Source organism: Pseudomonas sp. P5_152 (assembly GCF_033989915.1).
In the GTDB taxonomy this organism is placed as follows: Bacteria; Pseudomonadota; Gammaproteobacteria; order Pseudomonadales; family Pseudomonadaceae; genus Aquipseudomonas.
The window spans coordinates 2,695,931-2,721,891 of sequence record NZ_JASFAH010000002.1 but is presented as its reverse complement, the minus strand read 5'-3'; the positions used below and the strand labels follow the sequence as shown (position 1 = coordinate 2,721,891).

Annotated in this window: 28 protein-coding genes; 10 read left to right on the top strand and 18 right to left on the bottom strand. The window is 62.4% G+C overall.

Annotation, left to right across the window (positions count from 1 at the left end):
* Positions 1-105: 105 nt before the first annotated feature.
* Genes QMK50_RS12465 through QMK50_RS12455 form a run of 3 tightly spaced genes read right to left on the bottom strand, consistent with a single transcriptional unit; the run spans position 106 to position 3,748 of the window.
* The gene (locus tag QMK50_RS12465; RefSeq protein WP_320333211.1) at positions 106-1,701 is read right to left on the bottom strand and encodes a GMC family oxidoreductase; all 1,596 of its coding nucleotides are present in this window, start codon (positions 1,699-1,701) and stop codon (positions 106-108) included.
* A gap of 44 nt (positions 1,702-1,745) precedes the next feature.
* Positions 1,746-2,291 (bottom strand): twin-arginine translocation pathway signal protein, encoded by a 546-nt coding sequence (locus tag QMK50_RS12460; protein WP_159998428.1) that lies wholly within the window; start codon positions 2,289-2,291, stop codon positions 1,746-1,748.
* Positions 2,292-2,317: 26 nt separating this feature from the next.
* Positions 2,318-3,748 carry a coniferyl aldehyde dehydrogenase gene (locus QMK50_RS12455; protein WP_159998426.1) on the bottom strand — a complete coding sequence of 477 codons (1,431 nt, stop codon included), beginning with the start codon at positions 3,746-3,748 and terminating at the stop codon, positions 2,318-2,320.
* Positions 3,749-3,894: 146 nt separating this feature from the next.
* On the opposite strand from QMK50_RS12455, the gene QMK50_RS12450 reads away from it, so the two are divergent.
* Positions 3,895-4,566 carry a TetR/AcrR family transcriptional regulator gene (locus tag QMK50_RS12450; RefSeq protein WP_095164574.1) on the top strand — a complete coding sequence of 224 codons (672 nt, stop codon included), beginning with the start codon at positions 3,895-3,897 and terminating at the stop codon, positions 4,564-4,566.
* Positions 4,567-4,600: 34 nt separating this feature from the next.
* The gene (locus tag QMK50_RS12445; protein WP_320333210.1) at positions 4,601-5,455 is read left to right on the top strand and encodes a sulfurtransferase; all 855 of its coding nucleotides are present in this window, start codon (positions 4,601-4,603) and stop codon (positions 5,453-5,455) included.
* Positions 5,456-5,458: 3 nt separating this feature from the next.
* On the opposite strand, the gene QMK50_RS12440 is transcribed toward QMK50_RS12445, so the two are convergent.
* The 9 genes from QMK50_RS12440 to QMK50_RS12400 form a co-directional block, all read right to left on the bottom strand.
* Positions 5,459-5,788 (bottom strand): AzlD domain-containing protein, encoded by a 330-nt coding sequence (locus tag QMK50_RS12440; RefSeq protein WP_320333209.1) that lies wholly within the window; start codon positions 5,786-5,788, stop codon positions 5,459-5,461.
* Positions 5,785-6,504 carry an AzlC family ABC transporter permease gene (locus QMK50_RS12435; protein ID WP_320333208.1) on the bottom strand — a complete coding sequence of 240 codons (720 nt, stop codon included), beginning with the start codon at positions 6,502-6,504 and terminating at the stop codon, positions 5,785-5,787. Before QMK50_RS12435 ends, QMK50_RS12440 begins: the two co-directional genes overlap by 4 nt.
* A gap of 70 nt (positions 6,505-6,574) precedes the next feature.
* Complete coding sequence (locus QMK50_RS12430; RefSeq protein WP_320333207.1) at positions 6,575-7,408, bottom strand: AraC family transcriptional regulator; 834 nt, start codon at positions 7,406-7,408, stop codon at positions 6,575-6,577.
* Positions 7,409-7,412: 4 nt separating this feature from the next.
* On the bottom strand, positions 7,413-8,423 hold the full coding sequence (locus QMK50_RS12425; protein ID WP_320333206.1) for a hydrolase: 1,011 nt from the start codon (positions 8,421-8,423) through the stop codon (positions 7,413-7,415).
* A 70-nt stretch (positions 8,424-8,493) separates the two neighbouring features.
* Entirely contained in the window at positions 8,494-9,978 is a 1,485-nt protein-coding gene (locus tag QMK50_RS12420; protein ID WP_159998416.1) for a M16 family metallopeptidase, read from the bottom strand.
* Positions 9,971-11,314 (bottom strand): pitrilysin family protein, encoded by a 1,344-nt coding sequence (locus tag QMK50_RS12415; protein WP_320333205.1) that lies wholly within the window; start codon positions 11,312-11,314, stop codon positions 9,971-9,973. The genes QMK50_RS12420 and QMK50_RS12415 overlap by 8 nt, the downstream gene beginning before the upstream one ends.
* A 136-nt stretch (positions 11,315-11,450) precedes the next feature.
* Positions 11,451-12,062, bottom strand: a complete 612-nt coding sequence (gene rsmD, locus QMK50_RS12410; protein ID WP_095164560.1) for a 16S rRNA (guanine(966)-N(2))-methyltransferase RsmD — start codon at positions 12,060-12,062, stop codon at positions 11,451-11,453.
* A complete protein-coding gene (locus QMK50_RS12405) occupies positions 12,062-13,552 on the bottom strand; it encodes a pitrilysin family protein (protein WP_320333204.1) in 1,491 nt (496 codons plus the stop codon). The genes rsmD and QMK50_RS12405 overlap by 1 nt, the downstream gene beginning before the upstream one ends.
* Positions 13,545-14,906, bottom strand: coding sequence for a pitrilysin family protein (locus QMK50_RS12400; RefSeq protein WP_320333203.1), 1,362 nt, complete (start codon positions 14,904-14,906; stop codon positions 13,545-13,547). The genes QMK50_RS12405 and QMK50_RS12400 overlap by 8 nt, the downstream gene beginning before the upstream one ends.
* A 344-nt stretch (positions 14,907-15,250) precedes the next feature.
* On the opposite strand from QMK50_RS12400, the gene ftsY reads away from it, so the two are divergent.
* From ftsY to rpoH, 4 genes are all read left to right on the top strand, one after another.
* Complete coding sequence (ftsY, locus tag QMK50_RS12395; protein WP_320333202.1) at positions 15,251-16,804, top strand: signal recognition particle-docking protein FtsY; 1,554 nt, start codon at positions 15,251-15,253, stop codon at positions 16,802-16,804.
* Positions 16,801-17,472 (top strand): cell division ATP-binding protein FtsE, encoded by a 672-nt coding sequence (gene ftsE / locus QMK50_RS12390; RefSeq protein ID WP_095164552.1) that lies wholly within the window; start codon positions 16,801-16,803, stop codon positions 17,470-17,472. The genes ftsY and ftsE overlap by 4 nt, the downstream gene beginning before the upstream one ends.
* Entirely contained in the window at positions 17,469-18,491 is a 1,023-nt protein-coding gene (gene ftsX / locus QMK50_RS12385; RefSeq protein WP_095164550.1) for a permease-like cell division protein FtsX, read from the top strand. Before ftsE ends, ftsX begins: the two co-directional genes overlap by 4 nt.
* 112 nt (positions 18,492-18,603) lie before the next feature.
* Positions 18,604-19,458, top strand: a complete 855-nt coding sequence (gene rpoH, locus QMK50_RS12380; protein WP_095164548.1) for an RNA polymerase sigma factor RpoH — start codon at positions 18,604-18,606, stop codon at positions 19,456-19,458.
* A gap of 113 nt (positions 19,459-19,571) precedes the next feature.
* Here rpoH and mtgA read toward each other — a convergent pair whose 3' ends face one another.
* Positions 19,572-20,294 carry a monofunctional biosynthetic peptidoglycan transglycosylase gene (gene mtgA / locus QMK50_RS12375; RefSeq protein ID WP_159998404.1) on the bottom strand — a complete coding sequence of 241 codons (723 nt, stop codon included), beginning with the start codon at positions 20,292-20,294 and terminating at the stop codon, positions 19,572-19,574.
* Between the two features lie 74 nt (positions 20,295-20,368).
* Here mtgA and QMK50_RS12370 point away from each other — a divergent pair, with 74 nt between their 5' ends.
* The 4 genes from QMK50_RS12370 to trmB all read left to right on the top strand — a co-directional run bounded on the left by QMK50_RS12370 (position 20,369) and on the right by trmB (position 22,617).
* Entirely contained in the window at positions 20,369-20,749 is a 381-nt protein-coding gene (locus QMK50_RS12370; protein ID WP_095164544.1) for a DUF423 domain-containing protein, read from the top strand.
* 71 nt (positions 20,750-20,820) lie between these two features.
* Complete coding sequence (gene thiS / locus QMK50_RS12365; RefSeq protein ID WP_162530216.1) at positions 20,821-21,021, top strand: sulfur carrier protein ThiS; 201 nt, start codon at positions 20,821-20,823, stop codon at positions 21,019-21,021.
* Between the two features lie 66 nt (positions 21,022-21,087).
* Complete coding sequence (locus QMK50_RS12360) at positions 21,088-21,882, top strand: thiazole synthase (protein ID WP_095164543.1); 795 nt, start codon at positions 21,088-21,090, stop codon at positions 21,880-21,882.
* A 9-nt stretch (positions 21,883-21,891) separates the two neighbouring features.
* Positions 21,892-22,617: a tRNA (guanosine(46)-N7)-methyltransferase TrmB gene (gene trmB / locus QMK50_RS12355; protein ID WP_159998400.1), complete on the top strand. Its 726-nt coding sequence runs from the start codon at positions 21,892-21,894 to the stop codon at positions 22,615-22,617.
* 117 nt (positions 22,618-22,734) lie between these two features.
* Here trmB and QMK50_RS12350 read toward each other — a convergent pair whose 3' ends face one another.
* Genes QMK50_RS12350 through metW form a run of 5 tightly spaced genes read right to left on the bottom strand, consistent with a single transcriptional unit; the run spans position 22,735 to position 25,956 of the window.
* On the bottom strand, positions 22,735-23,058 hold the full coding sequence (locus QMK50_RS12350; protein ID WP_095164539.1) for a DUF3392 domain-containing protein: 324 nt from the start codon (positions 23,056-23,058) through the stop codon (positions 22,735-22,737).
* A gap of 23 nt (positions 23,059-23,081) precedes the next feature.
* Positions 23,082-24,287 carry a radical SAM family heme chaperone HemW gene (gene hemW / locus QMK50_RS12345; RefSeq protein WP_095164537.1) on the bottom strand — a complete coding sequence of 402 codons (1,206 nt, stop codon included), beginning with the start codon at positions 24,285-24,287 and terminating at the stop codon, positions 23,082-23,084.
* Positions 24,284-24,880 (bottom strand): RdgB/HAM1 family non-canonical purine NTP pyrophosphatase, encoded by a 597-nt coding sequence (gene rdgB, locus QMK50_RS12340; protein WP_095164536.1) that lies wholly within the window; start codon positions 24,878-24,880, stop codon positions 24,284-24,286. The genes hemW and rdgB overlap by 4 nt, the downstream gene beginning before the upstream one ends.
* Entirely contained in the window at positions 24,877-25,311 is a 435-nt protein-coding gene (locus tag QMK50_RS12335) for a DUF4426 domain-containing protein (protein WP_159998394.1), read from the bottom strand. Before QMK50_RS12335 ends, rdgB begins: the two co-directional genes overlap by 4 nt.
* Positions 25,312-25,335: 24 nt before the next feature.
* Entirely contained in the window at positions 25,336-25,956 is a 621-nt protein-coding gene (metW, locus tag QMK50_RS12330; RefSeq protein WP_095164532.1) for a methionine biosynthesis protein MetW, read from the bottom strand.
* Positions 25,957-25,961: the final 5 nt, after the last annotated feature.

The following is a 25,961-nucleotide window of genomic DNA, read 5'->3' as shown; positions in this document are numbered from 1 at the left end:
TGGCGGGAATCCGTTGGGGAGTCGGATGGTATCGCAGCCTTCCCGGTCGGCCAAGTCGCCATTGGGCTAAGAACGCACTATAGACCAGGCGAATATGCAGTTTTTTCATGGATTTCGCAGGCGTTCGGCCAGTGCGCTGGCCAATTGCGCGGTCAGCCCGTAGACCGATAGTTGCGGGTTGGCGCCAATGCTGGTGGGGAACAGCGAGCCGTCATGCACCGACAGATTGCGCAGTTGATGATGTCGTCCGAGGCTGTCGGTCACGGCGTGGGTCGGGTCTTCGCCCATGGCGCAACCGCCCATGACGTGGGCGCTGCCCAGGCGGGTGCGATACAGCTCCAGGCTCAGGCCGTCGATCAACGTGCGGGCTTTGGTGAGACTGTTGACGTAGCGCGCATCGGCGTGCATCGGCATGACGGCCTTGGCGCCACCGGCGAACTGGATCTCGGCCATGCTGTGAAAGGCCCGACGTAGGCCGTCCCAGGCGTAGTCGGAAACCTGATAGTCGAGCACCGGCGTGCCGTCGCCGCGCAACTCGACGCTGCCGCCGCTGCTGTCCGGGTGGAAACCGTCACGCAGCAGGGCGAGCATGGCGTGGGTATGGGGCAGTTGCTGCATGTGCGCGGCGTTCTCGGCGCCGAAGCCGCCGAGCAGGGTCGCGGCCAGCGCCGGGTGCAGCGGCGGCACTTCGAGCTTGTAGGACATTTTGCCGGTGGCGCCGTCCTGCCATTGAAAGTGGTCGGAGTAAATCGACTGCGGCGCGCCGTAGAACGGGTTGATGACTTCATCGAACAGCCCGGCAGACATGTTCACCAGGTGCAGGAAGGTGCGTTTGCCGAGGCGCTCGTGAGGGTCGGGTGCCTTGGAACGCAGCAACAGCGCCGGGCTGTTGATCCCGCCACCGGCCAGCACGTAGTGCCGTGCCTTGACGGTAATGGTGCGACCAGTGGGCGCCACGCAGCGTTCATCCATGGCCACGCACAGCAGGCCGGTGACCTGGTCGTCCTTGATCAACAGCTGTTCGGCGCGAGCCAGGTACAGCAGCTCGCCGCCTTTTTCCAGGGTCGCGGGAATGGTGGTGACCATCATCGACTGTTTGGCGTTGGTCGGGCAGCCCATGCCGCAATAACCGAGGTTCCAGCACCCACGCACGTTGCGCGGAATCACGTGCCAGCTGTAGCCGAGTTGCTCGCAGCCTTTCTTGATCACTTCGTTGTTGGCATTGGGTGGCACCAGCCAGGGTGCGACGCCGAGGCGTTGTTCCATTTTTTCGAACCAGGGCGCCATGTCCGCCGGGCTATGGCCCTTGACGGCATGCTCCCTGGCCCAGTGTTCGAGGGTCGGCTCGGGGGTGCGAAAGCTCGAGGTCCAGTTGATCAGCGTCGTGCCACCTACCGCGCGGCCCTGCAGGATGGTGATCGCACCGTCCTTGCTCATGCGGCCGATGCCCTCCTGGTAGAGGTTGGCGTAGGCCTGGTCTTCGAGCATCTTGAAGTCGCTGCTGGTCTTGAGCTGGCCTTCTTCGATCAGCAGCACCTTGTAGCCGGCCGCACTGAGGATCTCGGCCGTGGTGCCACCGCCCGCGCCGCTGCCAATGATGGCGATGTCGGCTTCCAGGGTCAGGTCATTGGCCAGTTGTGAGCCGTTGTAGGTTTTCCAGCCGCGGGCCATGCCTTCGCGAAACGGATCGGGTACGGGCATCTGGGGCTCTCTTATATTTATCAGGTGGTGAAGGTGCCTGGATCTCAGACTTTCGGTGGCCCGGGATAGCCGCAATGGGCCCACGATTCGGCGCGGCTGTACCAGGCCATCATCACCAGTTGCAGGATCGAACTGTGGCCCATGCGCAGCAGGCTTAACGAGCTGTTCTGCCAGCGTTGCAGGAAGTGGCGGATGGCCTCGCTGCTGGCATTTTCCCAACTGCCCCAGATTCCGGTCAGTGGCCCGCGGGTGACCGCCATGCCCAGCACGTCGAACAGTTGCTGGGTCAGCTTGAGCATTTCTGGCGACAAGTGATCGAGGCCGTGGTCCAGGCTGCGCAGGGTTTGTTCGGTAGCGGCGGGGAGTTTTTCGGCCACCACGGCGCCCTCGAGCATCACCGGCAACAGCGCCCGCAAAAAACTCAGGTCAGTGTCGCGGATAATCGCAAACCCGTTGGCCGGGCTGCTGGCCGAGCAACCGCTGAGGCTGGCGCCCAGGCCTGCGGTGGCGAGGAAGGCGCTGGCGCCGAGACTGAATTTGAGCAGGCCGCGCCGTGACAGCGCGGGGGCATCGCAAAAGCGTGGGTTCATTATTGTTTTTACCCGGCAGTGAAGGGTCAGCGGATGAACAGTTTCTGGATCAGCTTCTGGATCGACTTGCCATAGGGTGGGTAGATCAACTTGGCCGCGTTGAAGCGCTGCTTGATCAGCACGCCCTTGGCTTTGCTGAATGTCAGGAAACCTTCCCTGCCGTGGTAATGGCCCATGCCGGAAGCGCCGATACCGCCAAACGGCATGTCGTCCTGGGCAACGTGCAGCAGGGTGTCGTTGAGGCAGACCCCGCCGGAATGGGTTTCCTGGAGTACGCGATTCTGTTCGGCCTTGTTGTAGCCAAAGTAGTAAAGCGCCAGTGGACGTGGTCGTTGATTGATGTAGGCAAATGCCTGGTCCAGGGTCGTGTAGGGCACCACTGGCAGCAGCGGGCCGAAGATTTCGTCCTGCATCACGATCATCTCGTCGCTGACATTCAGCAGCACGCTGTGGCCCATGCGCCGGTCCTGGTCTTGCTCGAACAGCGGGATCAACTGTGCGCCCTTGGCGCTCGCGTCACTCAGGTAGCTGTGCAGTCGCGCCAGTTGGCGTGGGTTGATGATGGCGGTGTAGTCGGGGTTGTCCGCCAAGGTCGGGTAGAAGCCACGTACCGCCTGGCGATAGGCCTCGACGAAGGATTCAACCCGGTCCTGCGGCACCAGCACATAGTCCGGAGCGACACAGGTTTGCCCGGCGTTCAGGGTTTTGCCGAAGGCGATGCGTTCGGCGGCATCCTTGAGCGGCACGTCGTGGGAGACGATGGCCGGGGATTTGCCACCCAGTTCCAGGGTCACCGGTGTCAGGTTCTCGGCCGCCGCGCGCATCACGTGTTTGCCGATGCTGGTGGCGCCAGTGAACAGCAGGTGGTCGAACGGCAGTTGGGAAAACGCCACGCCCACATCGGCCTCGCCCAGCACCACGGTCACCAGGTCCTGAGGGAAGATCTTGGCCAGCAGGAATTTAAGCAGCTCGCCGGTGGCCGGCGTGGATTCGCTGAGCTTGAGCATCACTCGGTTGCCCGCAGACAGGGCGCCGACCAGCGGGCCGATGGCCAGGTAGAGCGGGTAGTTCCACGGCACGATGACCCCGACGACCCCCAGCGGTTGGTAGACCACCTTGGCCTTGGCCGGCTGGAACGCCACGCCTACTTTGCGTGGCGAGGCTTTCATCCAGCCCTTGAGGTGTTTGCTGGCGTAATGAATGCAGTGCAGGCTCGGCATCAGTTCGGCGAGCAGGGTTTCATCGGCGCTGCGGTTGCTGAAGTCTGCGCTGATCGCTTCGATCAAGGCCTGGCGCTGGTCACTCAGGACGTCGCTCAAGACCTTGAGCCACTGCTGGCGCTGGGCCGCAGGCGGCATAGGGTTGGCCGCATACGCCTGGCGCTGGGCGGTAAACAGGTCGTGAAGCTCACTCAATGGCTGCTGGGAGTCTTGCAGGTAGGCAATTTCGGCGGGCATGGTAGCTCCAGGTTTTTTTATAATGGAGAAGTTTTTAGAGTCTATGCTCTAAAAAGTCAAATGACTTCCTCGGGATGTGATGATTTATCCGCCGACGGATAGGTCGTAAGATGCCCGCAACGCACAGCAGAATTAAAGCTCAAGCCATGGCCCCACGAATAAAAACCAGCGAGCGCATCGTGCAGAACAGCCTGGAGCTGTTCAACCAGCAGGGTGAACGCAGTATCAGCACCAACCATATCGCCGCGCACATGGAGATATCCCCGGGCAACCTGTACTACCACTTCCCCAACAAGCAGGCGATCATCGCCGTGTTGTTCAGTGAGTACGAGGCCCTGGTGGAAAGCTTCCTGCGCCCGCCGCAAGGGCGCGCCGCCACGGTTGAAGACAAGCGTTACTACCTGCAGGAACTGCTGGACGCGATGTGGCGCTACCGGTTTTTGCACCGCGACCTGGAGCACCTGCTGGATAATGATCCGGAGTTGGCGGCCCGTTATCGACGGTTTTCCCAGCGCTGCCTGATCCAGGGCACGGCGATCTACGCCGGTTTTGTCGCCGCCGGCATCCTCGCCATGGACAAGGTGCAGATCGAATCCCTGACGCTCAACGCCTGGATCATCCTGACCTCCTGGGTGCGCTTTTTGTGTACCACCCGAGAAAACTCCAGCCACCTCAGTGAACAGGCCATTAAACGCGGCGTGTACCAGGTGCTGGTGCTGGAAGCCGGGTTTGTCACCGAACAATCGCGCGAGGAAATCGACGCCTTGTTCGAGGAGTATTACGTGCCGCTGGGCCAGGCCCTCGAAGAAGTGCAGTAGGATCGCGCCAAGACTTACCTCACAGGAGCCCGCTATGCCCATCGCGCAACTGATCAGCCCCCTTGCCCTGGACCAGAAAAAGGAGCAGGCCGCCCTGGTGATCCTGGATTGTCGCTTTGCCCTCGAAGATCCGGATTATGGCCAGCGCAGCTATGCCGAAGGGCATATTGCCGGCGCCTCGTTTGCCGATCTGGAGCGTGACCTCAGCGGGCCGGTGATCAAGGGTGTCACCGGCCGGCACCCACTGCCGGACCCGCAGGCCCTGATCGAGCGCCTGCAAGCCTGGGGCATCGACAATGACAGCCAGGTGGTGCTGTATGACGACGGTCCAGGGGCGTATGCAGCCCGGGCCTGGTGGTTGCTGGCGTGGCTGGGCAAGCGTGACGGGGTGTTTATCCTCGACGGTGGCCTCAAGGCCTGGCACGCCGCCGGCCTGCCGCTGAGCCTGGATGCGCCGGGCAATACCCGTGGCACGTTCAGCGGTACCCCGGACGCGGCCATGGTCTTGAGCGCCGACCAATTGCAGCAACGCCTCACTCGGCCGGAGCTGACCCTGCTCGATGCCCGTGGGCTGCCGCGGTTTCGCGGCGAGGTCGAACCGATCGATCCGGTGGCCGGGCATATCCCCGGCGCGTCATGTGCGGCCTTCACCGATAACCTGGGGCCGGACGGACGCTTTCTGCCGGCTGCGCAACTCCAGCAGCGGTTTGCCGAGAAGCTGGCGCAGCGCTCGCCGAGTGAACTGGTGGCGTACTGCGGTTCGGGCGTGACAGCCTGCCACAACCTGTTTGCCCTGTGCCTCGCCGGCTACCCGTTGGGGGCACTGTACGCCGGCTCGTGGAGCGAATGGATCACCGATCCGCAGCGGGCGATTGCCACCGGCGACTGAGCCTTAAAGCGGTAACTGCCCCAGCAGCCAGCGCAAGCCAAAGAACACCAGCATGCCGCCACCGATGGTCGCCAACAGGTGGCGGGTGGTGGCTGCGATGGCGATGGCTGCCAACCCAGCCAGCAGGTAGGCATTGTTCAGGGTCAGCGCCCAATGCTGGCCATCGGGCAACAACATGCCTGGCACCACGATGGCTGTCAGTACCGCCGTCGGTACGTAGTGCAGCCCCTGGCGTACCAGTGGCGGGAACTTCAGGTTGGGCCAGGCGAACAGGCTGTAGCGCAGGGCAAAGGTGATCGCCATCATTCCCAGAATCAGCCAGCCGTAACTCATGAGCGCAGCTCCCTGGTGTGATGTTGCTGCAGTTGGCGGCGCTCCAGCAGCACACCCACGGCGATCCCGCTGAACGCCGCGGCCATCAGGCCCAGTTTGTAGGGCCAGTGCAGGGTGGCCAGGGCCACGGCGCCGGCGGCCAGGGCCGCGGCAATTTGCGGCTGGTTGCGCAGCAGCGGCACCACAATCCCGATAAAGGTCGCCAGCATCGCGAACTCCAGGCCCCAGCTCGCCAGGTCCGGCACTGCCTGGCCAAACAGCACGCCGGCCAGCGAACTGCCCACCCAGCAGGCATACAGCGAGCTGGCGACGCCCAGCCAGTACCACTGCGCCAGGGGCTTGTCGCCGTGCAGCAGGTAAAACCGCTGGACCACGGCAAAGGTTTCATCGGTCAGCCAGAAGGCCAGGAGTAGCCGCCAGTGCTGCGGCAGACGGCCGACATGGGGCTGCAGGGTGGCGCTGTAGAGCACATGACGCAGGTTGACGATGAAGGTGGTCAACAGGATCACCAGCACACTGGCGCCGGTGCCCACCAGGCTGAGGGCGATCAGTTGTGCGGAGCCGGCATACACCAGCAGTGACATGCCGACCGCCTGCCACAGCGTCAGGCCCGCCGCGCCGGCCAGGGTGCCGAAGATCAGGCCGAACGGCAGGATGCCCACCGCCATGGCGAAACTGTCGCGGATACCACGGGAAAAAAGTTGCTGACGGGTCATGGAGACTCTCCTTGTGCCGGCATCTTGCGCGACGGGGCAAAGAGTTGTCTTGAATGATCTTGCAGATTTCCTACGGGGTCATTCTGGCGGTGCGGTAGGCGCCGGGGCCGACGCCGTAGACCTTCTTGAATTGCCGGCTTAAATGGCTCTGGTCGGCAAACCCCAGTTGTGTAGCGACCGCCAGCGGCAGGCAGCCTTCGCGCAGTAACGCCCGGGCCTGGGCGATGCGCTGTTGCATCAGCCAGGTGTGCGGTGGCATGCCGGTGGCGTGGCGGAACACTCGGGCGAAGTGGAAGGGCGACAGGTTGACCGCCGCCGCAAGCGCTTCCAGGGATGGCGGTGCGGCCAGTTGCGCATGCAGCAATTCCTTGGCCCTGGCGATCGCGCGGTGCTCTCGGCCCGGCTGCCCAGGCGTGGCCACGGCGGCATGGCGTTGCAGCAGCGAGAGCATCGTTTCCCGCCACAGGGTTTGTTGTTGCAGGGCGCTGGCCGGGCTTTCCAGCAAACGGTGCAACTGACAGAAACCACTGACCAGGTCCGGGTCGCGATACAGCGTGGCGCCGAAAGCCGGCAAGCTGCGGGAGGGCAATTCGAGTTCGGCCAGCAGCCCGAGGATCTGCCCGTTGTCCGGGTAGAACGCGCGGTACAGCCAGCCATCCTCGGTGCCCTTGTGCCCGGTGTGTAGTTCGTCCGGATTGATCACCACCAGGGTGCCGCTGCCGGCCAGGTGCTCGGCACCGCGATAACGGTAGCGCTGGGCGCCCGCCATGATCATGCCGATCACAAAGCCATCGTGCACATGGGGCACGAAGCGTTGCTCGATGTAGCGCGCCGACAGCAGTTCGACCCCGGCCAAGGGGGCGGTGTGCCAGAAACGGATCGACTCGCCCGATTGACTGTCCATGGTCCTAGTCGCGACCCGGCTGGGCCAGCCACTGGGGGATGCGCCGTTCCAGGTAATAACCCGGGGTGCGCAAGGTGCCGTCGACAAAACCGACGTGCCCACCCTTGGCCTGCAGCTCGAAGCGGGTGCAGGTCGACAGTTCGCCGGGTTCAGGCAGGCTGTGGGGGTAGACGAAGGGATCGTCGGCGGCCTGGATGATCAGGGTCGGGGTGCGGATTTCACCGAGGAAGTAGCGGCTGGAAGCGCGTCGGTAGTAGTCCTGGGCATCGGCGTAGCCATGCAGCGGCGCGGTGACCCGACCGTCGAAGTCCCAGAAGGTACGCATCTTGTCCAGCGAGCCGAGGCTGGCCAGGGTCGCCAGGCCTTCGTGGCGTCCGTCCTGGAGAAACTGGCGCTGCTTGTTCTTGATGTACGCGAGCATTTCGCGCATGAAGTGCGCCTGGTAGACCTTGGAAAAGCCCTGGCCGATGCGGTCGGCGCACTGATCCAGGCGAAAGGGCACCGAAACCGCCACCGCGCCTTGTAGCTGGCTGGCGCTGCCGGTTTCGCCCAGGTGTTTGAGCAGGATGTTGCCCCCCAGGGAATAGCCGACCGCATACAGCGGGGCCAGGGGCCGCGTTGCCCGCAGGTGGTTGATCGCCGCGGCGAGGTCCTCGCTGGCGCCGGAGTGGTAACTGCGTGGCAGCAGATTTGGTTCGCCCGAGCAGCCGCGCCAGTTCAGCGCGACGCTGGCCCAGCCTTGTGCGGCGAGGGCACGTTGCAGGCCAGCGACATAGGGCGAATTGGAGGAGCCGGTCAGCCCGTGCAACACCAGTACGAGGGGCGTGTCGACGCTGTGCGGGCCGTGCCAGTCGAGATCGAGGAAGTCGCCGTCATCGAGCCACAGGCGTTCGCGCTGCCGCTCCAGGTGGGTGGTCTTGCGCCACAGCGGCCCCCACAGGGTTTGCAAGTGCGGGTTGCCGAGGCCAAATGCCGGGGTGAAGGGGCTTGCCGGTGCTGGGGAGGGTTGGGGCACGACGATCTCGTTGCTGCGGATGGACAAGGTGGCAGAACGAAGTGCTCGTTCTGCCGGTGCAACTGGAAAACTAACTTGCCACAATCTGCTCCTCAGCGCGACACATGCCCAGGCCGGCTCGATCGACGGGTTCTGGCAGGGCTTGCTGGGTCGTGGTCGGCCCCAGCGTGACCACGCTCCAGTGATCAGCGTTGTAGTGCCGGTTGAGTGCCGCCTTGATTTGCTCGACCGTCAACGATTGGGCTTGATGCGCGGAAAAATCCAGGTCGAAGGGCAAATCATGACGGCTGATCTCCGACAGTCCGGAGAGTATCTGCGCATTGCTGGCACTGGCCAGTGCGGTACTGCCGAGGATCAGGCGCTTGGCGTCGTCCAGTTCCCGCGAGGTCGGCCCGGTGTGCAGGTAATCGCGGAACAGGCTTTTGATCAGGGTTAGCGTGCCTTCGCTGAATTGCGGTTGGGTTTGCACATAGATCACAGTGGGGTTGGCCCATTGTTTGTCGGCAGTGTCCATGGACACGCTGTAAGTCAGGCCGCGTTTCTCGCGCAGTTCTTGCATCAGCCGCGATCCCGAGCTGCCACCGGCGAATATCAGGTTGGCCACCCTGAGTGCCACATAGTCGGGGTGCTTACGGCTGACACCGGGTTGCGCCAGCATCAGGTGGGTCTGGTTCTGGGCTTGTTCAATATGCCGCGAGGTTCTGGTGGGCGGCGTGACCGGGATATCCGCCACGGCCAGCGCAGTAGGCTTGACGGGCAAGCTGTTACTGATCTGCACGCTAAGGGCCTGCGCTTGATCCAGGGTCAGGTCCCCGACCAGGGTGATCTGGGTGTTGCCGGCGTGGTAATTGGCTTTGTGGAAGGCCTGGACCTGTTCACGGGTGAGGGTTGCCAGGTCCTGCGTCGTCCCATAGACCGACTGGGCATAGGGGTGGTCGTTGAAAAGCAGTCCGCTCATGCCCCGGACCACCTGAGTCAGCGGGTCTTGCTGCTGGCTCTCAATAATCTGCAGCAGCTCGCTCTTGACTCGCAGCAAAGCGTCATCGGCCAGCAGCGGCTGGCCAAGCATCTGCGCGAACAATTGCAGGGCCGGTTCACGCTTTTGCGGCGCACTGAGGCTGCGCAACGAGAACCAGGTGCGATCATGGTTGATGCCCATGCCCCAGCGGGCCCCAAGACCGTCAAAGGTTTCTTTGATCTGCGCCAGGCTCTTGCCTTGGATGCGTTCGTTCAACAGGCTGAACGTGGCGGCGGCCAGGGCCGGGTGTTGCGGATCCCGTGCACTGCCTGCGGCGAAGCTGACGAGCACGTCGAACATCGGCAGTTCCGACGTCTGGATAAACAGCACCTTGGTTCCTGTCACGGTTTTCCAGGCCTGGATCTGCAGCGCGCGGGGGGCGGATGGCGCCGCCGGCGACTGAGTCAGTGATTGCAGTTTCGACCCGGCAGGGGGCGATGGGGTGGGTGTCTGGGCCTGGGCCTGGGCTGACAGGCAGCAGCAAAACACCAGGCTGAGCAGCGGTTGCACATGACGCGAAGCTACGAACTTATTCATGGCTGTTCTCCGGCAGCAGATGCGCCACGCTCATGCGTTGGCGAGTCAGATAGGTCACGGCCGCCTGCTGGATATCCTTGGCACTCACCTGGTTCAGTGTCTCGATGTCTTCTTCCATGAGGCGCCATGACAGGCCAATGCTTTCCAGCGTGCCCATGCGCGTGGCTTGCTCGGTGATCGAGTCTTGCTGGTACACCTGGCTGGCAATCAGCAAGGTGCGCGCGCGCTCCAGTTCTTGCGGGTCTATAGGCGTGGTTTTCAGTTGTTCAATCACCTGCCAGATACGCGCCTGAGCCTGGTCCAGGGTGATCTGCTGGTGGCTGTTGAGTTGAGCGCTGAGTAACAGCAGGCTGTCGCCACGGTTGAACGGGTCGTACCCGGAAGATATCTGGGAGAACAGGACTTCATTAAATTGCAGGTGCTTTTTCAAGCGAGCACTGTTGGACCCGGCTAGCAGTATGTCTAGCAACCGCAAGGCCTGCACCGTACGCCGGTCGGGCGCAGTGGTCAGGCTGGGCAGGTTGAAACTCATGAGCAATTGCGGCGCATGAATGGCTTGGCTCAAGGTGATTTTGCGCTCGCCGGGCTCGGCCAGTTCCAGAGGGGCGTACACCTCGGGCAGGGTCTTGCGGGGAATGTCGCCGAAATAGCGTTCGACCAAGGGTTTTATCTGGCCCAGGCTGACATCACCGACGATGACCAGGGTCGCGTTGTTGGGGGCGTACCAGCGTTGGTACCACTCGCGTAGCTGGGTCGCGCTCATCCGTTGCAGGTCGTGCATCCAGCCGATGGTCGGCGTGGCATGGGCGCTGGAGGGGAAGGCAATGGCCTGCAGCCGCTCCATGGCCAGGCCTTGGGGCGCGTCATCGGTGCGTTCGCGGCGCTCCTGCTTGATCACTTCGATTTCAGTGGCAAACGATTCGGTGCGCAGGTGCGCGGTGGTCATCAGGTCGGCCATCAGTTCAAACGCCACGCCCAGATGATCGGGTGCCAGGGTTTGGTAGTAGGCAGTGTAGTCGTTGCTGGTGAAGGCGTTTTCCGCGGCGCCGAGCCGCTCCAGGATGGCCGAGGCTTCACCGGCGCAGGTTTTGCTGCTGCCCTGGTAAAGCATGTGTTCGAGTGCATGGGACAGCCCGGACTGGCCCGGCGGTTCCTGGCTGGAACCGACTTTGATCCACAGCTGGGAGGTGGCCACGGGCGCGCGGTGGTCCTCGCGAACTACGACTTTCAGGCCGTTGTCCAGGCTGAACTCATGGGTGGTTGACGCGCTGGCCGTGAACGCCATCATGGGCATCAGCCCACTCAGGAGCAGCAGGGCGCTGCAGTAGATGTTCATTGGATGTGCATCCTCATTGATTGATGTGAAAAACGCTCAATCAATGTCGGCGATGCGTAGAGGGGGCTGGTGTTAACTATGTATCTGGAGTGAAGCCAGTGCCTGGGCAGCCAGGTTTGGCTGCCCAGGCATGGTATCAAGCGGATTGTTCCACGAGGCGATGCCACAGCGCGTAGTACACCCGACCGGATTTCTGCTCCCGGTGCAGGCGCCAGGCGCCCGGCAGGCCGAGGGTCGATGGTGCGTTCTCGCTTTCGGTGTAGATCCAGGCGTCGTCGGCCAGCCACTGGCGTTCTTCCAGCAGCGAGCACACTGCAGGCAGCAGGTTCTGGTTGAACGGCGGGTCAAGGAAGACCAGGTCGTAGGCGCTCGCTGGCTGGGTTTCCAGGTAGCGCAGGGCATCGGCGGTCTGCACCTGGCCGACGGTGCAGCGCAGGGTGCCCAGGTGTTCCTTCAGGCTCGACACCGCGAGGCTGCTGGCATCCAGCGCCTGGCCCATGGCGGCGCCACGGGACAGCGCCTCGAGGAACAGCGCGCCGCTGCCGGCGAACGGGTCGAGTACCTTGGCCCCGGCGACATAGGGCGCGAGCCAGTTGAACAGGGTCTCACGCACGCGGTCCGGCGTCGGGCGCAAGCCCGGGGCGTCGGGGAAGCTCAGGCGACGGCTGCGCCATTCACCACCGATGATGCGTAGTTGGTTCACACCGTTGTGGACGTTGTGCACGGGTTTTTTAGGGCGAGTGGCCATTAATGCTCCGGAACCCCGAGCGGCTGCTCGGAAGGTTTGTCAGTAGGGGCCGGTAACGGCTTTTGCGGCACGGTAGGACCGACGGTAACGATCACCATTTTATCCATGCTCAAGTGTTTGTTCATGGCCGCGGTAACTTGCTCGACAGTCAGGTTCTGCGACTGCTGCATGAAGTCTTCGAGGTAGCTCAGCGGCAAGTTGTAGAAACCCATGGCGCCCAGTTGGCCGACGATGTCGGCATTGCTGGCCGTCGACAGCGGGAAGCTGCCCGCCAGTTCGCGCTTGGCGTCGTCGAGTTCTTTCTGGGTCGGCCCGGTTTTAAGGTAGTCGGCCATGACGTCCTGCACCAGCTTGAGCGTGCCTTCGCTCATTTCGGCACGGGTTTGCAGGTTGATCAGGAACGGGCCGCGGGCCTGCATCGGCGAAAAGCCCGAGTACACACCATAGGTCAGGCCACGTTTCTCCCGCACTTCGCTCATCAACCGGGTACCGAAACCGCCGCCACCAAGAATCTGGTTGCCCATGGAGACGGCGGCGTAGTCCGGATCGTCACGGTCGATGCCCAATTGCGCGAGCATCAGGTTGGTCTGCTTGGCCGGGAACTCGACGCGGCTGATGCCAGGCTTGGGTTCCTCAGGCTGGGCGATTTTCGCCAGCGCCGGGCCCTTGGGCAGGGCGGCGGACACCTGGGCGGCAATCGCCTCGGCGTCACTGCGCGACAGGTCGCCGACCAGTGCGATCACCACGTTGCCCGCCGTGTAGGCCTTGGCGTGGAAGGCCTTGAGTTGCGCCAGGGTGATGTCCGGGATGCTCAGCGCGTTACCGTCGCTGGCGTGGGCGTAGGGGTGTTGGCCATACAGGCGACGCATCAGCTCCAGGCTGGCCACCTTGGCCGAGTTCTGCTTCTGGTATTCAAAGCCGGCGAGCATCTGGTTCTTGATCCGGGCCAGGGAATCGGCCGGGAAGGTCGGTTTGCCCACCACTTCGGCGAACAGCTTGAGGGCCGGCTCGCGTTTGTCCACGGCACTCAGGCTGCGCAGCGAGGCAATGGCCATGTCCTTGTAGGCGCCATTGCCGAAGTCGGCCCCCAATCCTTCGAAGCCCTGGGCGATCTGGCTGACGTCCTGGCCGGCCACGCCTTCGTTGAGCATGGCGTTGGTCAGCATCGCCAGGCCCGGTCTGGCGCCATCCTGGCTGCTGCCGGCGGCGAAAATCAGGCGCAGGTCGAACATCGGCAACTCAGGCGCGGCGACGAACAGCACCTTGGCCCCTTCGGCGGTGTTCCAGGTCTGCACGTCGAGGGTGCGTCGGCTCGGCGCCTTGCCGTCGAGCTCGGCCAGCGATTGCAGCTTCTGGCTCGATTTGGCCTTGTCGAGGGCTTCGCTGGCGTTGATCTCGCCTGGGCGGATCACGTAGAACACCGCCGAAGCGGCAAGCGCGACGACGGCCAGGGCGACCAGGGCCACCCGTGACTTGTTGATCTCACTCATGCGCGTTCTCCTGGGGCAGTGGCAGTACATGCGCAACGCTCAGACGTTCGCGGGTGAAATAGGTGCGGGCAGCGTTCTGGATGTCTTGCGGGGTCACGCTTTCCAGCTCGGCCAGTTCGGTGTCCATCAGTTTCCAGGACAGGCCGACGGTTTCCAGCTGGCCGATGGCGGTGGCCTGGCTGGTGATCGAGTCACGCTCGTAGACCAGGCCGGCAATCACTTGTGCTCGCACACGTTCCAGTTCTTCGGCGGAAGGTGCGGTGGTTTTAAGCTGTTCAAGCAGTTTCCACAGGCCGGCTTGCGCCTGGGCCATGGTTTTCTGCTTCTGGGTGTTGGGGGTTGCCGACAGGGTGAACAGGCTGTCGCCACGGGTGTAGGCGTCGTAACTCGACGAACCGCCGGAGACCAGCTCTTCACCGCGCTCCAACTGGGTCGGGATGCGCCCACTGTAGCCGCCATCGAGCAAGGCGGAAATCAGGCGCAAGGCGTTGACCGAGCGTTTGTCCTGGGTGGTGGCAATGCTCGGAACGTTAAAGGCCAGCATCAGGGCCGGCAGTTGGGTCTGCACGTGCAGGGTGATCTGCCGCTCGCCGGGCTCGGACAGCTCCAGGGGGATTTTCGCCGGTGGCACGGCGCGCTTGGCGATTGGACCGAAGTAGCGTTGGGCCAGGTTTTTGACTTCTTCCGGGGTCACGTCGCCGACCACCACCAGGGTCGCGTTGTTCGGTGCGTACCAGGATTCGTACCAGTGGCGCAGTTCCTCGACCTTCATGCGATCGAGATCGGCCATCCAGCCGATGGTCGGCGTGTGGTAGCCGCTGGCCGGGTAGGCCATGGCCTTGAAGCGCTCATAGGCCTTGGACATTGGTTTGTCGTCGGTGCGCAGGCGGCGCTCTTCCTTGATTACCTCGATCTCGCGGCTGAACTCGTCGGCCGGCAGGCGCAGGGTGGCCATGCGGTCGGCTTCAAGTTCGAAGGCCACGGCCAGGCGGTCACGGGCCAGCACCTGGTAGTAGGCGGTGAAGTCGTCGCTGGTGAAAGCGTTCTCCTCGGCGCCAAGGTCGCGCAGGATCAGCGACGCTTCGCCAGGGCCGACTTTCTCGCTGCCCTTGAACATCATGTGCTCCAGGGCGTGGGACAAACCGGTCTGGCCTGGGGTTTCGTAGCTGGAGCCAACCTTGTACCAGACCTGGGAAACCACTACGGGCGCACGGTGATCTTCACGCACGATGACCTTCAGGCCATTGTCGAGGGTGAATTCGTGGGTCGGTTGAGGGTCGGCAGCCAGGGCTGCGAGGGGCAGACAAACTGTGCTGAGCAGCAGGCCAGCAGCGCGGCGGGCTAGAGCATTCATTCGTTTTTTAACCTGTTGGGCTGCCCGCTTGGTCTTAGCGTCGGCGGGCGAGGAGGTGCTAGGATACTGATCCGTTTTACTGGCGGCCACGCCTATGAGGCCATTGATCGGTCAGTAGGCTGTATAGGTTTGCGCAAGAAGCTTTGGGTTTGTCAGCTAAACTCTGCGTTTTCGCCGAAGATACCGTTTTAGTCCTTGGTGTTAGTCGAGCTTTGAGGTGCCGTTGAGCACCTCGACAAAATGTTGCGCGTGAACAAGCTGAGTGAAACACAGTCTGTTCTGCATCGAATATTCAATTGCCGAGGCGCCATTGGCGCGTCGCTACCGTGAGATAGCCGTCCTCCATGTTTGGTTCCAACGACGACAAGAAGAACCCAGCTGCGGCTGGCGAGAAAAAAAGCCTGTTCGGGTGGCTGCGCAAAAAACCGCAGGAACCCGTCGTCGAACAGCCACAGCCACTGCCTGAGGTGGCGCCAGAGCCGGTAATAGAAGCCGCTCCGGTGGTCGAAACCGTAGCCCCTGTCGTATTGCCATTGGCCGAGCCGGTGTTGCAGCCGGTGGTCGAGCTCGCGTCTGCGCCAGCCCCTACACCAGAACCTGTTCCTGAGCCGGTGCACACGCCGTGGCTGACCCTGCCGGTCCCTGAAGAGCCGGTGGCCTTGGTTGCAGACGAACAGGCGCCGCACATTACCCCGCCGATTCCCGCGCCTACCGTGGTTCAGCAAGCAGTCGAACTGTTGGTGGTCGACACCAAGCCGTTGGTCGAGCCGCAGGTCATTGACGAGCCGGACCTGCCGCAACCGGTCATTGCCGCGTTCGTCGCGCCAGAGCCAGTGCCGCAGCCGACTCTAGAGCCGGTCCCGGTCCCGGCACCGGTGGCCGCTCCCGTTGTAGTCGCGCCCGCTCCCGTTGCCCCGATTGTTCCAGAGCCGGTGGCCGCAGAGTCTGCGCGCAGCGAAGAAACCAAGACCGGCTTTTTCGCCCGCCTCAAGCAAGGCCTGTCGAAAACCAGCGCCAGCATCGGCGAGGGCATGGCCAGCCTGTTCCTGGGCAAGAAGATCATCGATGACGAACTGCTCGAAGACATCGAAACCCGTCTGCTGACCGCCGATGTTGGCGTCGAGGCCACGTCGGTGATCATTCAGCGCCTGACCCAGAAGGTGGCGCGGAAGGAATTGGCTGACGCCGATGCCCTGTACAAATCCCTGCAGGCGGAACTGGCGGCGATGCTCAAGCCTGTCGAGCAGCCGCTGAAAATCACCTCGCAGAACAAGCCATTCGTGATCCTGGTGGTGGGCGTCAACGGCGCCGGCAAGACCACCACCATCGGCAAGTTGGCCAAGAAGCTGCAACTCGAAGGCAAGAAAGTCATGCTGGCGGCGGGTGACACCTTCCGCGCGGCCGCAGTCGAGCAGTTGCAGGTCTGGGGTGAGCGCAACAACATTGCGGTGATCGCCCAGCACACCGGTGCCGACTCTGCGTCGGTGATCTTCGATGCGGTGCAGGCAGCCAAGGCGCGCAATATCGATGTGTTGATTGCCGATACCGCGGGTCGCCTGCACACCAAAGACAACCTGATGGAAGAGTTGAAGAAGGTTCGCCGGGTCATCGGCAAGCTCGACGCCGAGGCTCCGCACGAGGTGCTGCTGGTGCTCGACGCCGGCACCGGGCAGAACGCCATCAACCAGGCCAAGCAATTCAACCAGACGGTCGCCCTGACCGGCCTGGCCCTGACCAAGCTCGATGGTACGGCCAAGGGCGGGGTGATCTTCGCCCTGGCCAAGCAGTTTGGTTTGCCAATTCGCTACATCGGTGTCGGTGAAGGCATCGATGACTTGCGTACCTTTGAAGCAGAACCCTTTGTCCAGGCACTGTTTGCCGAGCGGGAGCGTTCATGATTCGTTTCGAACAGGTCGGTAAGCGCTATCCGAACGGTCACGTCGGCTTGCATGAGCTGAGCTTTCGAGTCCGTCGGGGCGAGTTCTTGTTTGTCACCGGGCACTCGGGTGCCGGTAAAAGTACCCTGCTGCGCTTATTGCTGGCGATGGAGCGTCCCACCACCGGCAAGTTGCTGCTGGCCGGTCAGGACCTGGCGACCATCAGCAATGCACAGATCCCGTTCCTGCGCCGACAGATCGGCGTGGTGTTCCAGAACCACCAGTTGCTGTTCGATCGCACGGTGTTCAACAACGTCGCGCTGCCGCTGCAGATCCTTGGCCTGTCCAAGGCCGAGATCGTCAAGCGCGTGGATTCGGCCCTGGAGCGGGTGGCGCTCTCGGACAAGACCGACCTGTACCCGGGCGACTTGTCTACCGGCCAGCAACAGCGCGTCGGCATTGCCCGCGCCATCGTCCATCGCCCGGCCTTGCTGCTGGCGGACGAACCGACCGGTAACCTCGACCCGCGCCTGGCGGCAGAAATCATGGGCGTGTTCGAAGACATCAACCGCTTGGGCACCAGCGTGCTGATCGCCAGTCACGACCTGGCGCTGATTGCCCGCATGCGTCACCGCATGCTGACCCTGCAACGTGGCCGATTGATCGGCGACGGGGAGGCCGGGGTATGAGTGCGACGCGCAGCCCTAAGGTTTCCGAGCGCGTGGCCCCCAAGGCCGCCGATCCGCAACCGCAGAAGAAAAAACGCGATGAAGACGATGGCCCGGATTTCCGCACCCTGTTGCGCGCCTGGATCGAAAGCCATCGCGCCAGCCTGCTCGACAGCCTGCGTCGCCTGGGCAAGCAGCCGATCGGCAGCTTTTTTACCTGCCTGGTAATGGCCGTTGCCCTGAGTTTGCCGATGGGGCTGTCACTTTTGCTGAGTAACGTCGAGCGCCTGGGCGGCTCCTGGCAGCGTGCGGCGCAGATTTCCCTGTATCTGCAACTGGATGCGAGTGCCAGCGAAGGCGAGCAGCTGCGTGAGCAGATCAAGGCCATGCCGGGCGTCGCCGAGGCCGAGTACATCAGCCGTGAGCAGGCGCTGCAGGAGTTCCAGCAGCAGTCCGGCCTGGGCGAAGCGCTCAAGGAGTTGCCGGAAAACCCGCTGCCGGGCGTAGTGCTGGTGACCCCCAAGGAAGTCGACAAGGCGACCCTGGAAGGTTTGCGTCAGCGCCTGGCCGAGTTGCCGAAGGTGCAGCAGGCGCAACTTGACCTGGTCTGGGTCGAGCGCCTGGCAGCGATTCTCAAGCTGGGCGAGCGGTTTGTCTTCGGCCTGACGGTGTTGCTGGTTTCTGCATTACTTTTGGTGATAGGCAATACCATTCGTCTTCATATTGAAAACCGCCGCACCGAGATAGAAGTGATTAAACTGGTCGGCGGCACTGATAGCTATGTGCGTAGACCTTTTCTCTATATGGGCGCGCTTTATGGCTTTGGCGCCGGGGTTCTTTCCTGGGGTGTCCTGGCGTTTGGCCTGAACTGGCTGAATGATGCGGTCACCGGGCTGGCCGGTCTGTATGGCAGTAATTTTGCCTTGGCAGGTGTGCCAGTAGCCGATGGTCTGTCGCTCTTGCTTGGTGCGGTGTTGTTGGGTTATATCGGTGCGTGGATTGCGGTAGCACGCCATTTGAGAGAGCTTGCACCGAAATAGTGTCTTTTTGCTTGTATATCCTTTCAGCGTGTAGGGGAACTTGTCCTTCGGTTTCCGGTCAATTTTCGCAGTGCTGAACTGCACGAGTTATGTGAGTCGGAGGTTTTTTCGTATGACCACTTCTTTGCAACCTGCTTATGCTCTAGTTCCAGGCGCAAACCTGGAGGCCTATGTGCACACGGTCAACAGCATTCCATTGCTGACGCCAGAGCAGGAGCGTGAACTGGCCGAGAGTCTCTACTATGAGCAGGATTTGGGGGCGGCTCGGCAGATGGTGCTCGCCCACCTGCGTTTTGTTGTACATATCGCCCGTAGCTATAGCGGCTACGGCCTGGCCCAGGCTGACCTGATCCAGGAAGGCAACGTTGGCCTGATGAAAGCGGTCAAGCGCTTCAACCCGGAGATGGGTGTACGCCTGGTGTCCTTTGCCGTGCACTGGATCAAGGCGGAAATCCACGAGTTCATCCTGCGCAACTGGCGCATTGTCAAAGTGGCGACCACCAAGGCCCAGCGCAAGCTGTTCTTCAACCTGCGCAGCCAGAAAAAACGCCTGGCGTGGCTGAACAATGAAGAAGTCCATCGTGTGGCTGAAAGCCTCGGTGTAGAGCCGCGCGAAGTGCGCGAGATGGAAAGCCGCCTGACCGGCCATGACATGGCTTTCGACCCGGCCGCTGAAGCGGACGACGACAGCGCCTTCCAGTCGCCAGCCAACTACCTGGAAGACCACCGGTACGACCCGGCCCGTCAACTGGAGGATGCGGACTGGAGCGACAACTCCACCAACAACCTGCACGAGGCGTTGGATGTACTGGACGACCGCAGCCGTGACATTCTCTACCAGCGCTGGCTGGCAGAAGAAAAAGCCACGCTGCACGACCTGGCACAGAAGTACAACGTGTCGGCCGAGCGGATCCGTCAGCTCGAGAAGAGCGCGATGAACAAGCTCAAGTTGTCGATCGCCGCCTAACCTGCGGCACAAACAAAAACGCCCCGATCATTGATCGGGGCGTTTTTGTTTGTGCCCATTTTCCTGATTCATCTTGGCCCTTGTGGGGGCAGTGTCTGGAAGAATGCGTTCGGCTACTGCGCCCAAGGCGCCCGACGTGAATCGTTGAGGCCGATCAGGTAGCTGTCGCCGCCCAACTGGCTCATCTGCTGGCGAATCCAGCCTGCACGCCGGGCCACGTAGGCGCTCGGATGGCTGGCGCTATACACCCGCGGATTCGGCAGCACGGCCGCCAGCAGGCTGGCCTGCTGACGGCTCAATGAGCGGGCGCTGACGCCGAAGTGATGGCGCGCTGCAGCCTCGGCGCCAAACACACCGGCATCCCATTCCACGCTATTGAGGTACACCTCGAGAATCCGCTGCTTGGGCCAGAACACCTCGATCAGCGCAGTAAACCAGGCTTCCAGGCCTTTGCGCAGCCAGCTGCGGCCGGACCAGAGGAACAGGTTTTTCGCTACCTGCTGGCTCAGGGTGCTGGCTCCGCGGATCGAGCCGCCGCGTTCGTTGTGGGCCAGCGCGGCCTGGATCGCGCCGAAGTCAAAACCCCAGTGCTCGGGGAATTTCTGGTCTTCACCGGCCATCACCGCGACTTTCAGGTCGTCGCTGATGTTGTCCCAGGACTGCCAGTCACGCTGCAGGTCGATGGGTTCGCCATCGAACCAGGATTCGATCTTGCGCTCGACCATCAGCGCGGTCCCCGGTGGCGGAATAAAACGCAACAGCAGGACCAGCACTACGCTGCCACCGGCAAACCAGAGCAGGGCTTTCATGAAGCGGCGCACAAATATTGGCAGCATAGAGATGGCTTGGCCGAACCCGTCGAGCGGGCCATTATACAGACCCTGCCCAATGATTCTGACTGGAGTTCCCCATGCTGCGTGGCTTTTTGATGCTGGCCGCTTTTTTCGGTTTTACCGGTGTCGCCCTGGGTGCATTTGCCGCCCATGGCCTCAAGGGCCGCTTGAGCAGCGAATACCTGGCGATTTTTCATACCGGCGTCACTTATCAACTGGTGCATACCCTGGCGTTGCTGGGTGTCGCGCTGCTGGCCACGCAGGTTCCCGGGCGCCTGGTGACCTGGGCAGGGGTTAGTTTTGCCGTGGGCATCCTGCTGTTTTCCGGCAGCCTGTACCTGCTGACGCTGACGGGCATCAGCAAGCTGGGGATCGTCACCCCGTTTGGCGGCCTGGCATTCCTCGTGGGCTGGCTGCTGCTGGGGATTACCGCCTGGCGCTTGCAGATAACCGCCTGACACTTGTAGCTGACCTTTAGGTCATGATCGGGCTAGAATGCTGGCCCCTAAAAATGATGGCGGCATCCGGCATGCGCATTCAGTTGAACGGCGAATCCCTTGAACTGCCCGACGGTGAAACCGTTGCGGCCCTGCTGACCCGTCTGGACCTGACCGGTCGCCGGGTGGCGGTCGAGCTCAACCTGGATATCGTCCCGCGCAGCCAGCACGCTGACACCACCCTCACCGAGGGCGACTCGGTGGAAGTGGTGCACGCCATCGGTGGCGGCTAGTCGCCCGCAGCGACAACCGCGCCCACCCGCATTGTGCAAGACCCTCACCCCACCAGAGGATTTCCGATGAGCAACGTTCGCAGCGATAAGCCTTTCGTCCTGGCCGGTCGTACTTACCAGTCGCGTTTGCTGGTAGGTACCGGCAAGTACCGTGACATGGAAGAAACCCGCCTGGCCATCGAGGCCTCGGGCGCTGAGATCGTCACCTTCGCCGTACGCCGCACCAACCTGGGCCAGAACGAGGGCGAGCCGAACCTGCTCGATGTGCTGTCGCCAGAGCGCTATACCTTCCTGCCGAATACTGCCGGGTGCTACGACGCGATCGAGGCTGTGCGCACCTGTCGCCTGGCCCGTGAGTTGCTCGGTGGGCACAACCTGGTGAAGCTGGAAGTACTGGCCGACCAGAAAACCCTGTTCCCCAACGTGATCGAAACCCTCAAGGCCGCCGAAACGCTGGTCAAGGAAGGCTTCGACGTGATGGTCTACACCAGTGATGACCCGATCATTGCCCGGCAACTGGCGGAGATCGGCTGCATCGCGATCATGCCGCTGGCTGGCCTGATCGGTTCGGGCCTGGGGATCTGCAACCCGTACAACCTGCAGATCATCCTCGAAGAAACCAAAGTGCCCGTGCTGGTGGATGCCGGTGTCGGTACCGCGTCCGACGCCACCATCGCCATGGAGCTGGGCTGCGAGGCGGTGCTGATGAACTCGGCCATTGCCCATGCCCAGCAACCGATCCTGATGGCCGAAGCCATGAAACACGCGATTGTCGCAGGTCGCCTGGCGTACCTCGCTGGCCGCATGCCGAAAAAACTCTATGCCAGCGCCTCCTCGCCGCTGGATGGTCTGATCAAGTAAGAGCCATTGATGACTGAATCGAACGACACGCCTATCCAGACGGAAGAAGGCGAAGAGCGCCAACACCGCCGCATCAAGAGTTTTGTGATGCGCGCCGGGCGCATGACCGAAGGCCAGCAAAAGGGCCTGGAGCAGGGCACGCCGCTGTTCGTCCTGCCATTGGCTGACGCGCCGGTGGACTTCGACCAGGTGTTCGGTCGCTCGGCCCCGCGCTCGCTGGAAATCGGCTTCGGCATGGGCCACTCGCTGCTGGAAATGGCCGCGGCGGCGCCGGAACAGGATTTCATCGGGGTTGAAGTGCACCGTCCAGGTGTGGGCGCGCTGCTCAATGGCGTGCTGACCCAGGGCCTGACTAACCTGCGGGTTTACGATTGTGATGCGATCGAAGTGCTCAACCGCTGCGTGGCGGACAACAGCCTGGATCGCCTGATGCTGTTTTTCCCGGACCCGTGGCACAAGAGCCGCCACCACAAGCGCCGGATCGTCCAGGCGTCCTTCGCTGAGCTGGTACGCAGCAAGTTGAAGGTCGGCGGTGTGTTGCACATGGCTACCGACTGGGAACCGTACGCCGAATACATGCTGGAAGTGATGAACGTCGCGCCGGGTTACCGCAACCTGGCCGAAGACGGCAAGTGCGTGCCGCGCCCGGCCGAGCGCCCGATCACCAAGTTCGAACGCCGCGGCGAACGTCTTGGGCATGGTGTGTGGGACTTGAAGTTCGAGAAGCAGGCTTAAACCTGTAGGAGCCGAGCTTGCTCGCGATGAGGCCCTAACATTCAACATCCAAGTTGACTGTCAGGCCGCCATCGCGAGCAAGCTCGCTCCTACAGTGGATTTGTATAGGGCGCAGGGTCAGCGGCGGTCGGCTACGACGCCGATCAGCACCAATACCACCAGCAACACCGGCGCCAGGCTGTAGTTGTTGAACTGGCTCAGGCCCTTGACGATCCAGGGTGTGGCGTAGATCAGTGACGCACCGCTGCCGATCACGCACAGCAGGGCCATCATCGGCACGCGCAATGCTCCGGCGATGTTGCCCAGGCGTTGCTCGACCCAGCCTTTGAAGTCCGCGCCAAACAACACCAGCAAGCAGCCCACTAATGCCAGGGCGATTTCCGAGAGGTTACTGCGGCTCCAGCGAGAGACGGTGGCGAGCAGGTCGAGTACCAAATCCATTCGTTTTCCCTTAGTTCTGAAAATCAGCTCAGAAAATTCTGCAGCAAGTCATTGAGAAACAGCTGTCCACGCAGCGTCGCCGCAAGGCGTGACGGTTCGACCTGCAACAAACCACTTTGTTCGGCCTCGCGTCGGCCTTCGGCAAGACTTTCCAGGGGCAGCCCGGTACGTTGCGGGTACAACCGCGCCTCGACACCCTCGGTCAGGCGCAAGGCATTCATCAGGAACTCGAACGGCAGCTCGTCATTGCTCAGGGCTTTCTCGCCCGCCTTGAAGCTTTTGGCCGGGTTGAGGTAGTCCTTGGGCAGGCGGGTCTTCCAGGTGCGCACGATGCGCCCGTCCGGATGGCTTAGCTTGCCGTGGGCCCCGGCGCCAATGCCGATGAAGTCGCCAAAGCTCCAGTAGTTGAGGTTATGCCGCGCCGCACGGCCGTCCTGGGCGTAAGCCGAGACTTCGTACTGGGCGTAGCCGTGCTCGGCCAACAATGCCTGGCCGGCCTCCTGGATGTCCCACAGGGTGTCGTCTTCCGGCAGTGTCGGCGGCTGGTTCCAGAACACCGTATTGGGTTCCAGTGTCAGCTGATACCAGGACAGGTGGGTGGGCTTGAGGGCGATGGCCTGGCGCAGGTCGTCCAGGGCGTCGTCCAGGGACTGATCGGGCAAGCCGTGCATCAGGTCCAGGTTGAAGTTGTCGAACCCGGCCTGGCGCGCCATGCCAGCGGCGCGAATCGCTTCGTCACCGTTGTGGATGCGGCCCAGGGCCTGGAGTTTTTCCTGCTGGAAGCTCTGGATACCGATCGACAGGCGATTGATGCCCAACGCCCGGTAGGCGACGAACTTCTCCTGCTCGAAGGTGCCCGGGTTGGCCTCCAGGGTGATTTCGATGTCACTGGCGAACGGGATGCGTTGTTCCACACCCTTGAGCAAGCGGCCCAGGGCCACGGCACTGAACAGGCTCGGGGTGCCGCCGCCAAAGAAGATCGAACTCAGCTCTCGGCCGTAGACTGCGTGCAGGTCCTGATCGAGGTCCGCGAGCAGGGCGTCGACGTACTCTTCTTCCGGCAACACCGGGCTGGCGGTGTGCGAGTTGAAATCGCAATAGGGGCATTTGCGCACACACCACGGGATGTGGATGTACAGCGCCAGGGGCGGCAGCGTAGGCAGGGCGGCCCGTGGCGATGGCGCGGCGCCGCCGAAAATCAGCGGCGACGCAGAGGGCTCGTGGGTCATTTCAGGCCCAGACGCTGGCGCAGCAGATCCATTGCGCGGGCGCGGTGGCTGATGAGGTTCTTGTCGGCCGGGCTCAGTTCGGCGCTCGAACAGTCACGTTCCGGTACCCAGAACAGCGGGTCGTAGCCAAAGCCGTGTTCGCCGCTGGCCTGGGTCAGGATGCGCCCGTGCCACAGCCCTTCGCAGAGAATCGGCAACGGGTCATCGGCGTGGCGCACCAGGGCCAGGACGCAGACGAACTGGGCGCCACGCTCGGCGGCCGGGACGTCCTTGAGCACGTCGAGCAGCTTGGCGTTGTTCGCCGCATCACCCTGGCCGTTGGCGTAGCGCGCCGAGTAGATGCCCGGCGCACCGCCGAGAAAGTCCACCGCCAGCCCCGAGTCGTCGGCCAGCGCCGGCAAGCCGGAGATGCGGGCGGCATTACGGGCCTTGAGAATGGCGTTTTCGACGAACGACAGACCGGTTTCTTCAGGCTCCACGCTGCTGAACTCGCCAATCGAGCGCAGTTGCACCGATTCGCCGAGCATGGCCTGCAGTTCCTTGAGTTTGCCGGCGTTATGGCTGGCCAGTACGAGTTGGGTGAAAGTGATCATTCGCCGGGGAAGAGCTCTTGGTTGAAGTTGATGGTGTTGATCTTGTCGCCGGCCTGGACCTTGATCTCAAAAGTGCGGACTTCTTGCTGGTCCACCGGGTATTGGGCGAGGTAGTAGATCGCCCCTTGTTCGGTGATTTGCTTGAAGTTCAGCGGCACGGTCTTGCTGGTCAGGTCTTTCACGCTGCCGGTGACGCTGGCGACCATGGGCTGGCCGGCCTTGATCACCGAGACGTTGATCACGCCCTGGTTCTTGCTGCGGATCAGTTCGGCGGCCTTGGCGATGTCCGGCTGAATGAAGGTCGAGTTGAAGGTGTTGTAGTGCACCGTCACATCGCCGAAGGTTTCCTGGCGCTCGCCCTTGATGACGTCGGCCGCCATGGCGCTGACGCTCAGGCAGGCAGTTAAGGCAAACAGAGCTAGACGACTCATGATCGTACTCCTTTGAAAAACGGGTTAGACCGCTACCTGGTGATCCTGCAGGCCAGGACTGCTGACACGGTAGATGCCAATCTCACCTAATAGATTAGGCCATAGCTTACTGGCCCACCCATGCCGATGCTGTTGATCCACGGCAAGCCGATCAATGACCTTGGCTTCACGTGCACTGCACAAGGCTTCGAAGTCTTCGAAGGTGCAGAAGTGAATGTTCGGCGTGTTGTACCAGGTGTACGGCAAGAACTCCGAAACCGGCATCCGACCCTTGCTCGCCAGGTACCAGCGGCAGCGCCAGTGCCCGAAGTTGGGGAAGGTGATGATGCACTGGCGACCGACCCGCAGCATTTCGTCGAGGATCTTGTCGGGGTAATGTACGGCCTGCAGGGCCTGGGTCATGACCACGATGTCGAAGCTGTTGCTGGCAAAGTTGCCCAGGCCTTTGTCCAGGTCCTGCTCGATGACGTTGATGCCCTTGGCCACGCACTCGGCAATGTTGTCCGGGTCGTTTTCCAGGCCATAGCCGGTGACTTGCTTGTTGTCGCGCAGCCAGGTCAGCAGCTCGCCATCACCGCAGCCCAGGTCCAGCACGCGGCTGCCGGCGGGGATCCATTCCTGGATGATTTCCAGATCAGCTCTCATGGCTT

What these genes read in the sequence shown, in the direction of transcription:
- QMK50_RS12415 (WP_320333205.1), bottom strand. Translation starts at nt 11,314, where the DNA reads ATGAACATCTACTGCAGCGCCCTGCTGCTCCTGAGTGGGCTGATGCCC.
- QMK50_RS12350 (WP_095164539.1), bottom strand. Translation starts at nt 23,058, where the DNA reads ATGGATTTGGTACTCGACCTGCTCGCCACCGTCTCTCGCTGGAGCCGC.
- rdgB (WP_095164536.1), bottom strand. Translation starts at nt 24,880, where the DNA reads ATGATCACTTTCACCCAACTCGTACTGGCCAGCCATAACGCCGGCAAA.
- QMK50_RS12450 (WP_095164574.1), top strand. Translation starts at nt 3,895, where the DNA reads ATGGCCCCACGAATAAAAACCAGCGAGCGCATCGTGCAGAACAGCCTG.
- QMK50_RS12455 (WP_159998426.1), bottom strand. Translation starts at nt 3,748, where the DNA reads ATGCCCGCCGAAATTGCCTACCTGCAAGACTCCCAGCAGCCATTGAGT.
- QMK50_RS12435 (WP_320333208.1), bottom strand. Translation starts at nt 6,504, where the DNA reads ATGACCCGTCAGCAACTTTTTTCCCGTGGTATCCGCGACAGTTTCGCC.
- QMK50_RS12440 (WP_320333209.1), bottom strand. Translation starts at nt 5,788, where the DNA reads ATGAGTTACGGCTGGCTGATTCTGGGAATGATGGCGATCACCTTTGCC.
- mtgA (WP_159998404.1), bottom strand. Translation starts at nt 20,294, where the DNA reads ATGCTGCCAATATTTGTGCGCCGCTTCATGAAAGCCCTGCTCTGGTTT.
- metW (WP_095164532.1), bottom strand. Translation starts at nt 25,956, where the DNA reads ATGAGAGCTGATCTGGAAATCATCCAGGAATGGATCCCCGCCGGCAGC.
- hemW (WP_095164537.1), bottom strand. Translation starts at nt 24,287, where the DNA reads ATGACCCACGAGCCCTCTGCGTCGCCGCTGATTTTCGGCGGCGCCGCG.
- trmB (WP_159998400.1), top strand. Translation starts at nt 21,892, where the DNA reads ATGACTGAATCGAACGACACGCCTATCCAGACGGAAGAAGGCGAAGAG.
- QMK50_RS12430 (WP_320333207.1), bottom strand. Translation starts at nt 7,408, where the DNA reads ATGGACAGTCAATCGGGCGAGTCGATCCGTTTCTGGCACACCGCCCCC.
- ftsY (WP_320333202.1), top strand. Translation starts at nt 15,251, where the DNA reads ATGTTTGGTTCCAACGACGACAAGAAGAACCCAGCTGCGGCTGGCGAG.
- ftsX (WP_095164550.1), top strand. Translation starts at nt 17,469, where the DNA reads ATGAGTGCGACGCGCAGCCCTAAGGTTTCCGAGCGCGTGGCCCCCAAG.
- rsmD (WP_095164560.1), bottom strand. Translation starts at nt 12,062, where the DNA reads ATGGCCACTCGCCCTAAAAAACCCGTGCACAACGTCCACAACGGTGTG.
- QMK50_RS12335 (WP_159998394.1), bottom strand. Translation starts at nt 25,311, where the DNA reads ATGAGTCGTCTAGCTCTGTTTGCCTTAACTGCCTGCCTGAGCGTCAGC.
- QMK50_RS12405 (WP_320333204.1), bottom strand. Translation starts at nt 13,552, where the DNA reads ATGAGTGAGATCAACAAGTCACGGGTGGCCCTGGTCGCCCTGGCCGTC.
- ftsE (WP_095164552.1), top strand. Translation starts at nt 16,801, where the DNA reads ATGATTCGTTTCGAACAGGTCGGTAAGCGCTATCCGAACGGTCACGTC.
- QMK50_RS12400 (WP_320333203.1), bottom strand. Translation starts at nt 14,906, where the DNA reads ATGAATGCTCTAGCCCGCCGCGCTGCTGGCCTGCTGCTCAGCACAGTT.
- QMK50_RS12370 (WP_095164544.1), top strand. Translation starts at nt 20,369, where the DNA reads ATGCTGCGTGGCTTTTTGATGCTGGCCGCTTTTTTCGGTTTTACCGGT.
- QMK50_RS12445 (WP_320333210.1), top strand. Translation starts at nt 4,601, where the DNA reads ATGCCCATCGCGCAACTGATCAGCCCCCTTGCCCTGGACCAGAAAAAG.
- QMK50_RS12360 (WP_095164543.1), top strand. Translation starts at nt 21,088, where the DNA reads ATGAGCAACGTTCGCAGCGATAAGCCTTTCGTCCTGGCCGGTCGTACT.
- QMK50_RS12465 (WP_320333211.1), bottom strand. Translation starts at nt 1,701, where the DNA reads ATGCCCGTACCCGATCCGTTTCGCGAAGGCATGGCCCGCGGCTGGAAA.
- QMK50_RS12420 (WP_159998416.1), bottom strand. Translation starts at nt 9,978, where the DNA reads ATGAATAAGTTCGTAGCTTCGCGTCATGTGCAACCGCTGCTCAGCCTG.
- rpoH (WP_095164548.1), top strand. Translation starts at nt 18,604, where the DNA reads ATGACCACTTCTTTGCAACCTGCTTATGCTCTAGTTCCAGGCGCAAAC.
- thiS (WP_162530216.1), top strand. Translation starts at nt 20,821, where the DNA reads ATGCGCATTCAGTTGAACGGCGAATCCCTTGAACTGCCCGACGGTGAA.
- QMK50_RS12460 (WP_159998428.1), bottom strand. Translation starts at nt 2,291, where the DNA reads ATGAACCCACGCTTTTGCGATGCCCCCGCGCTGTCACGGCGCGGCCTG.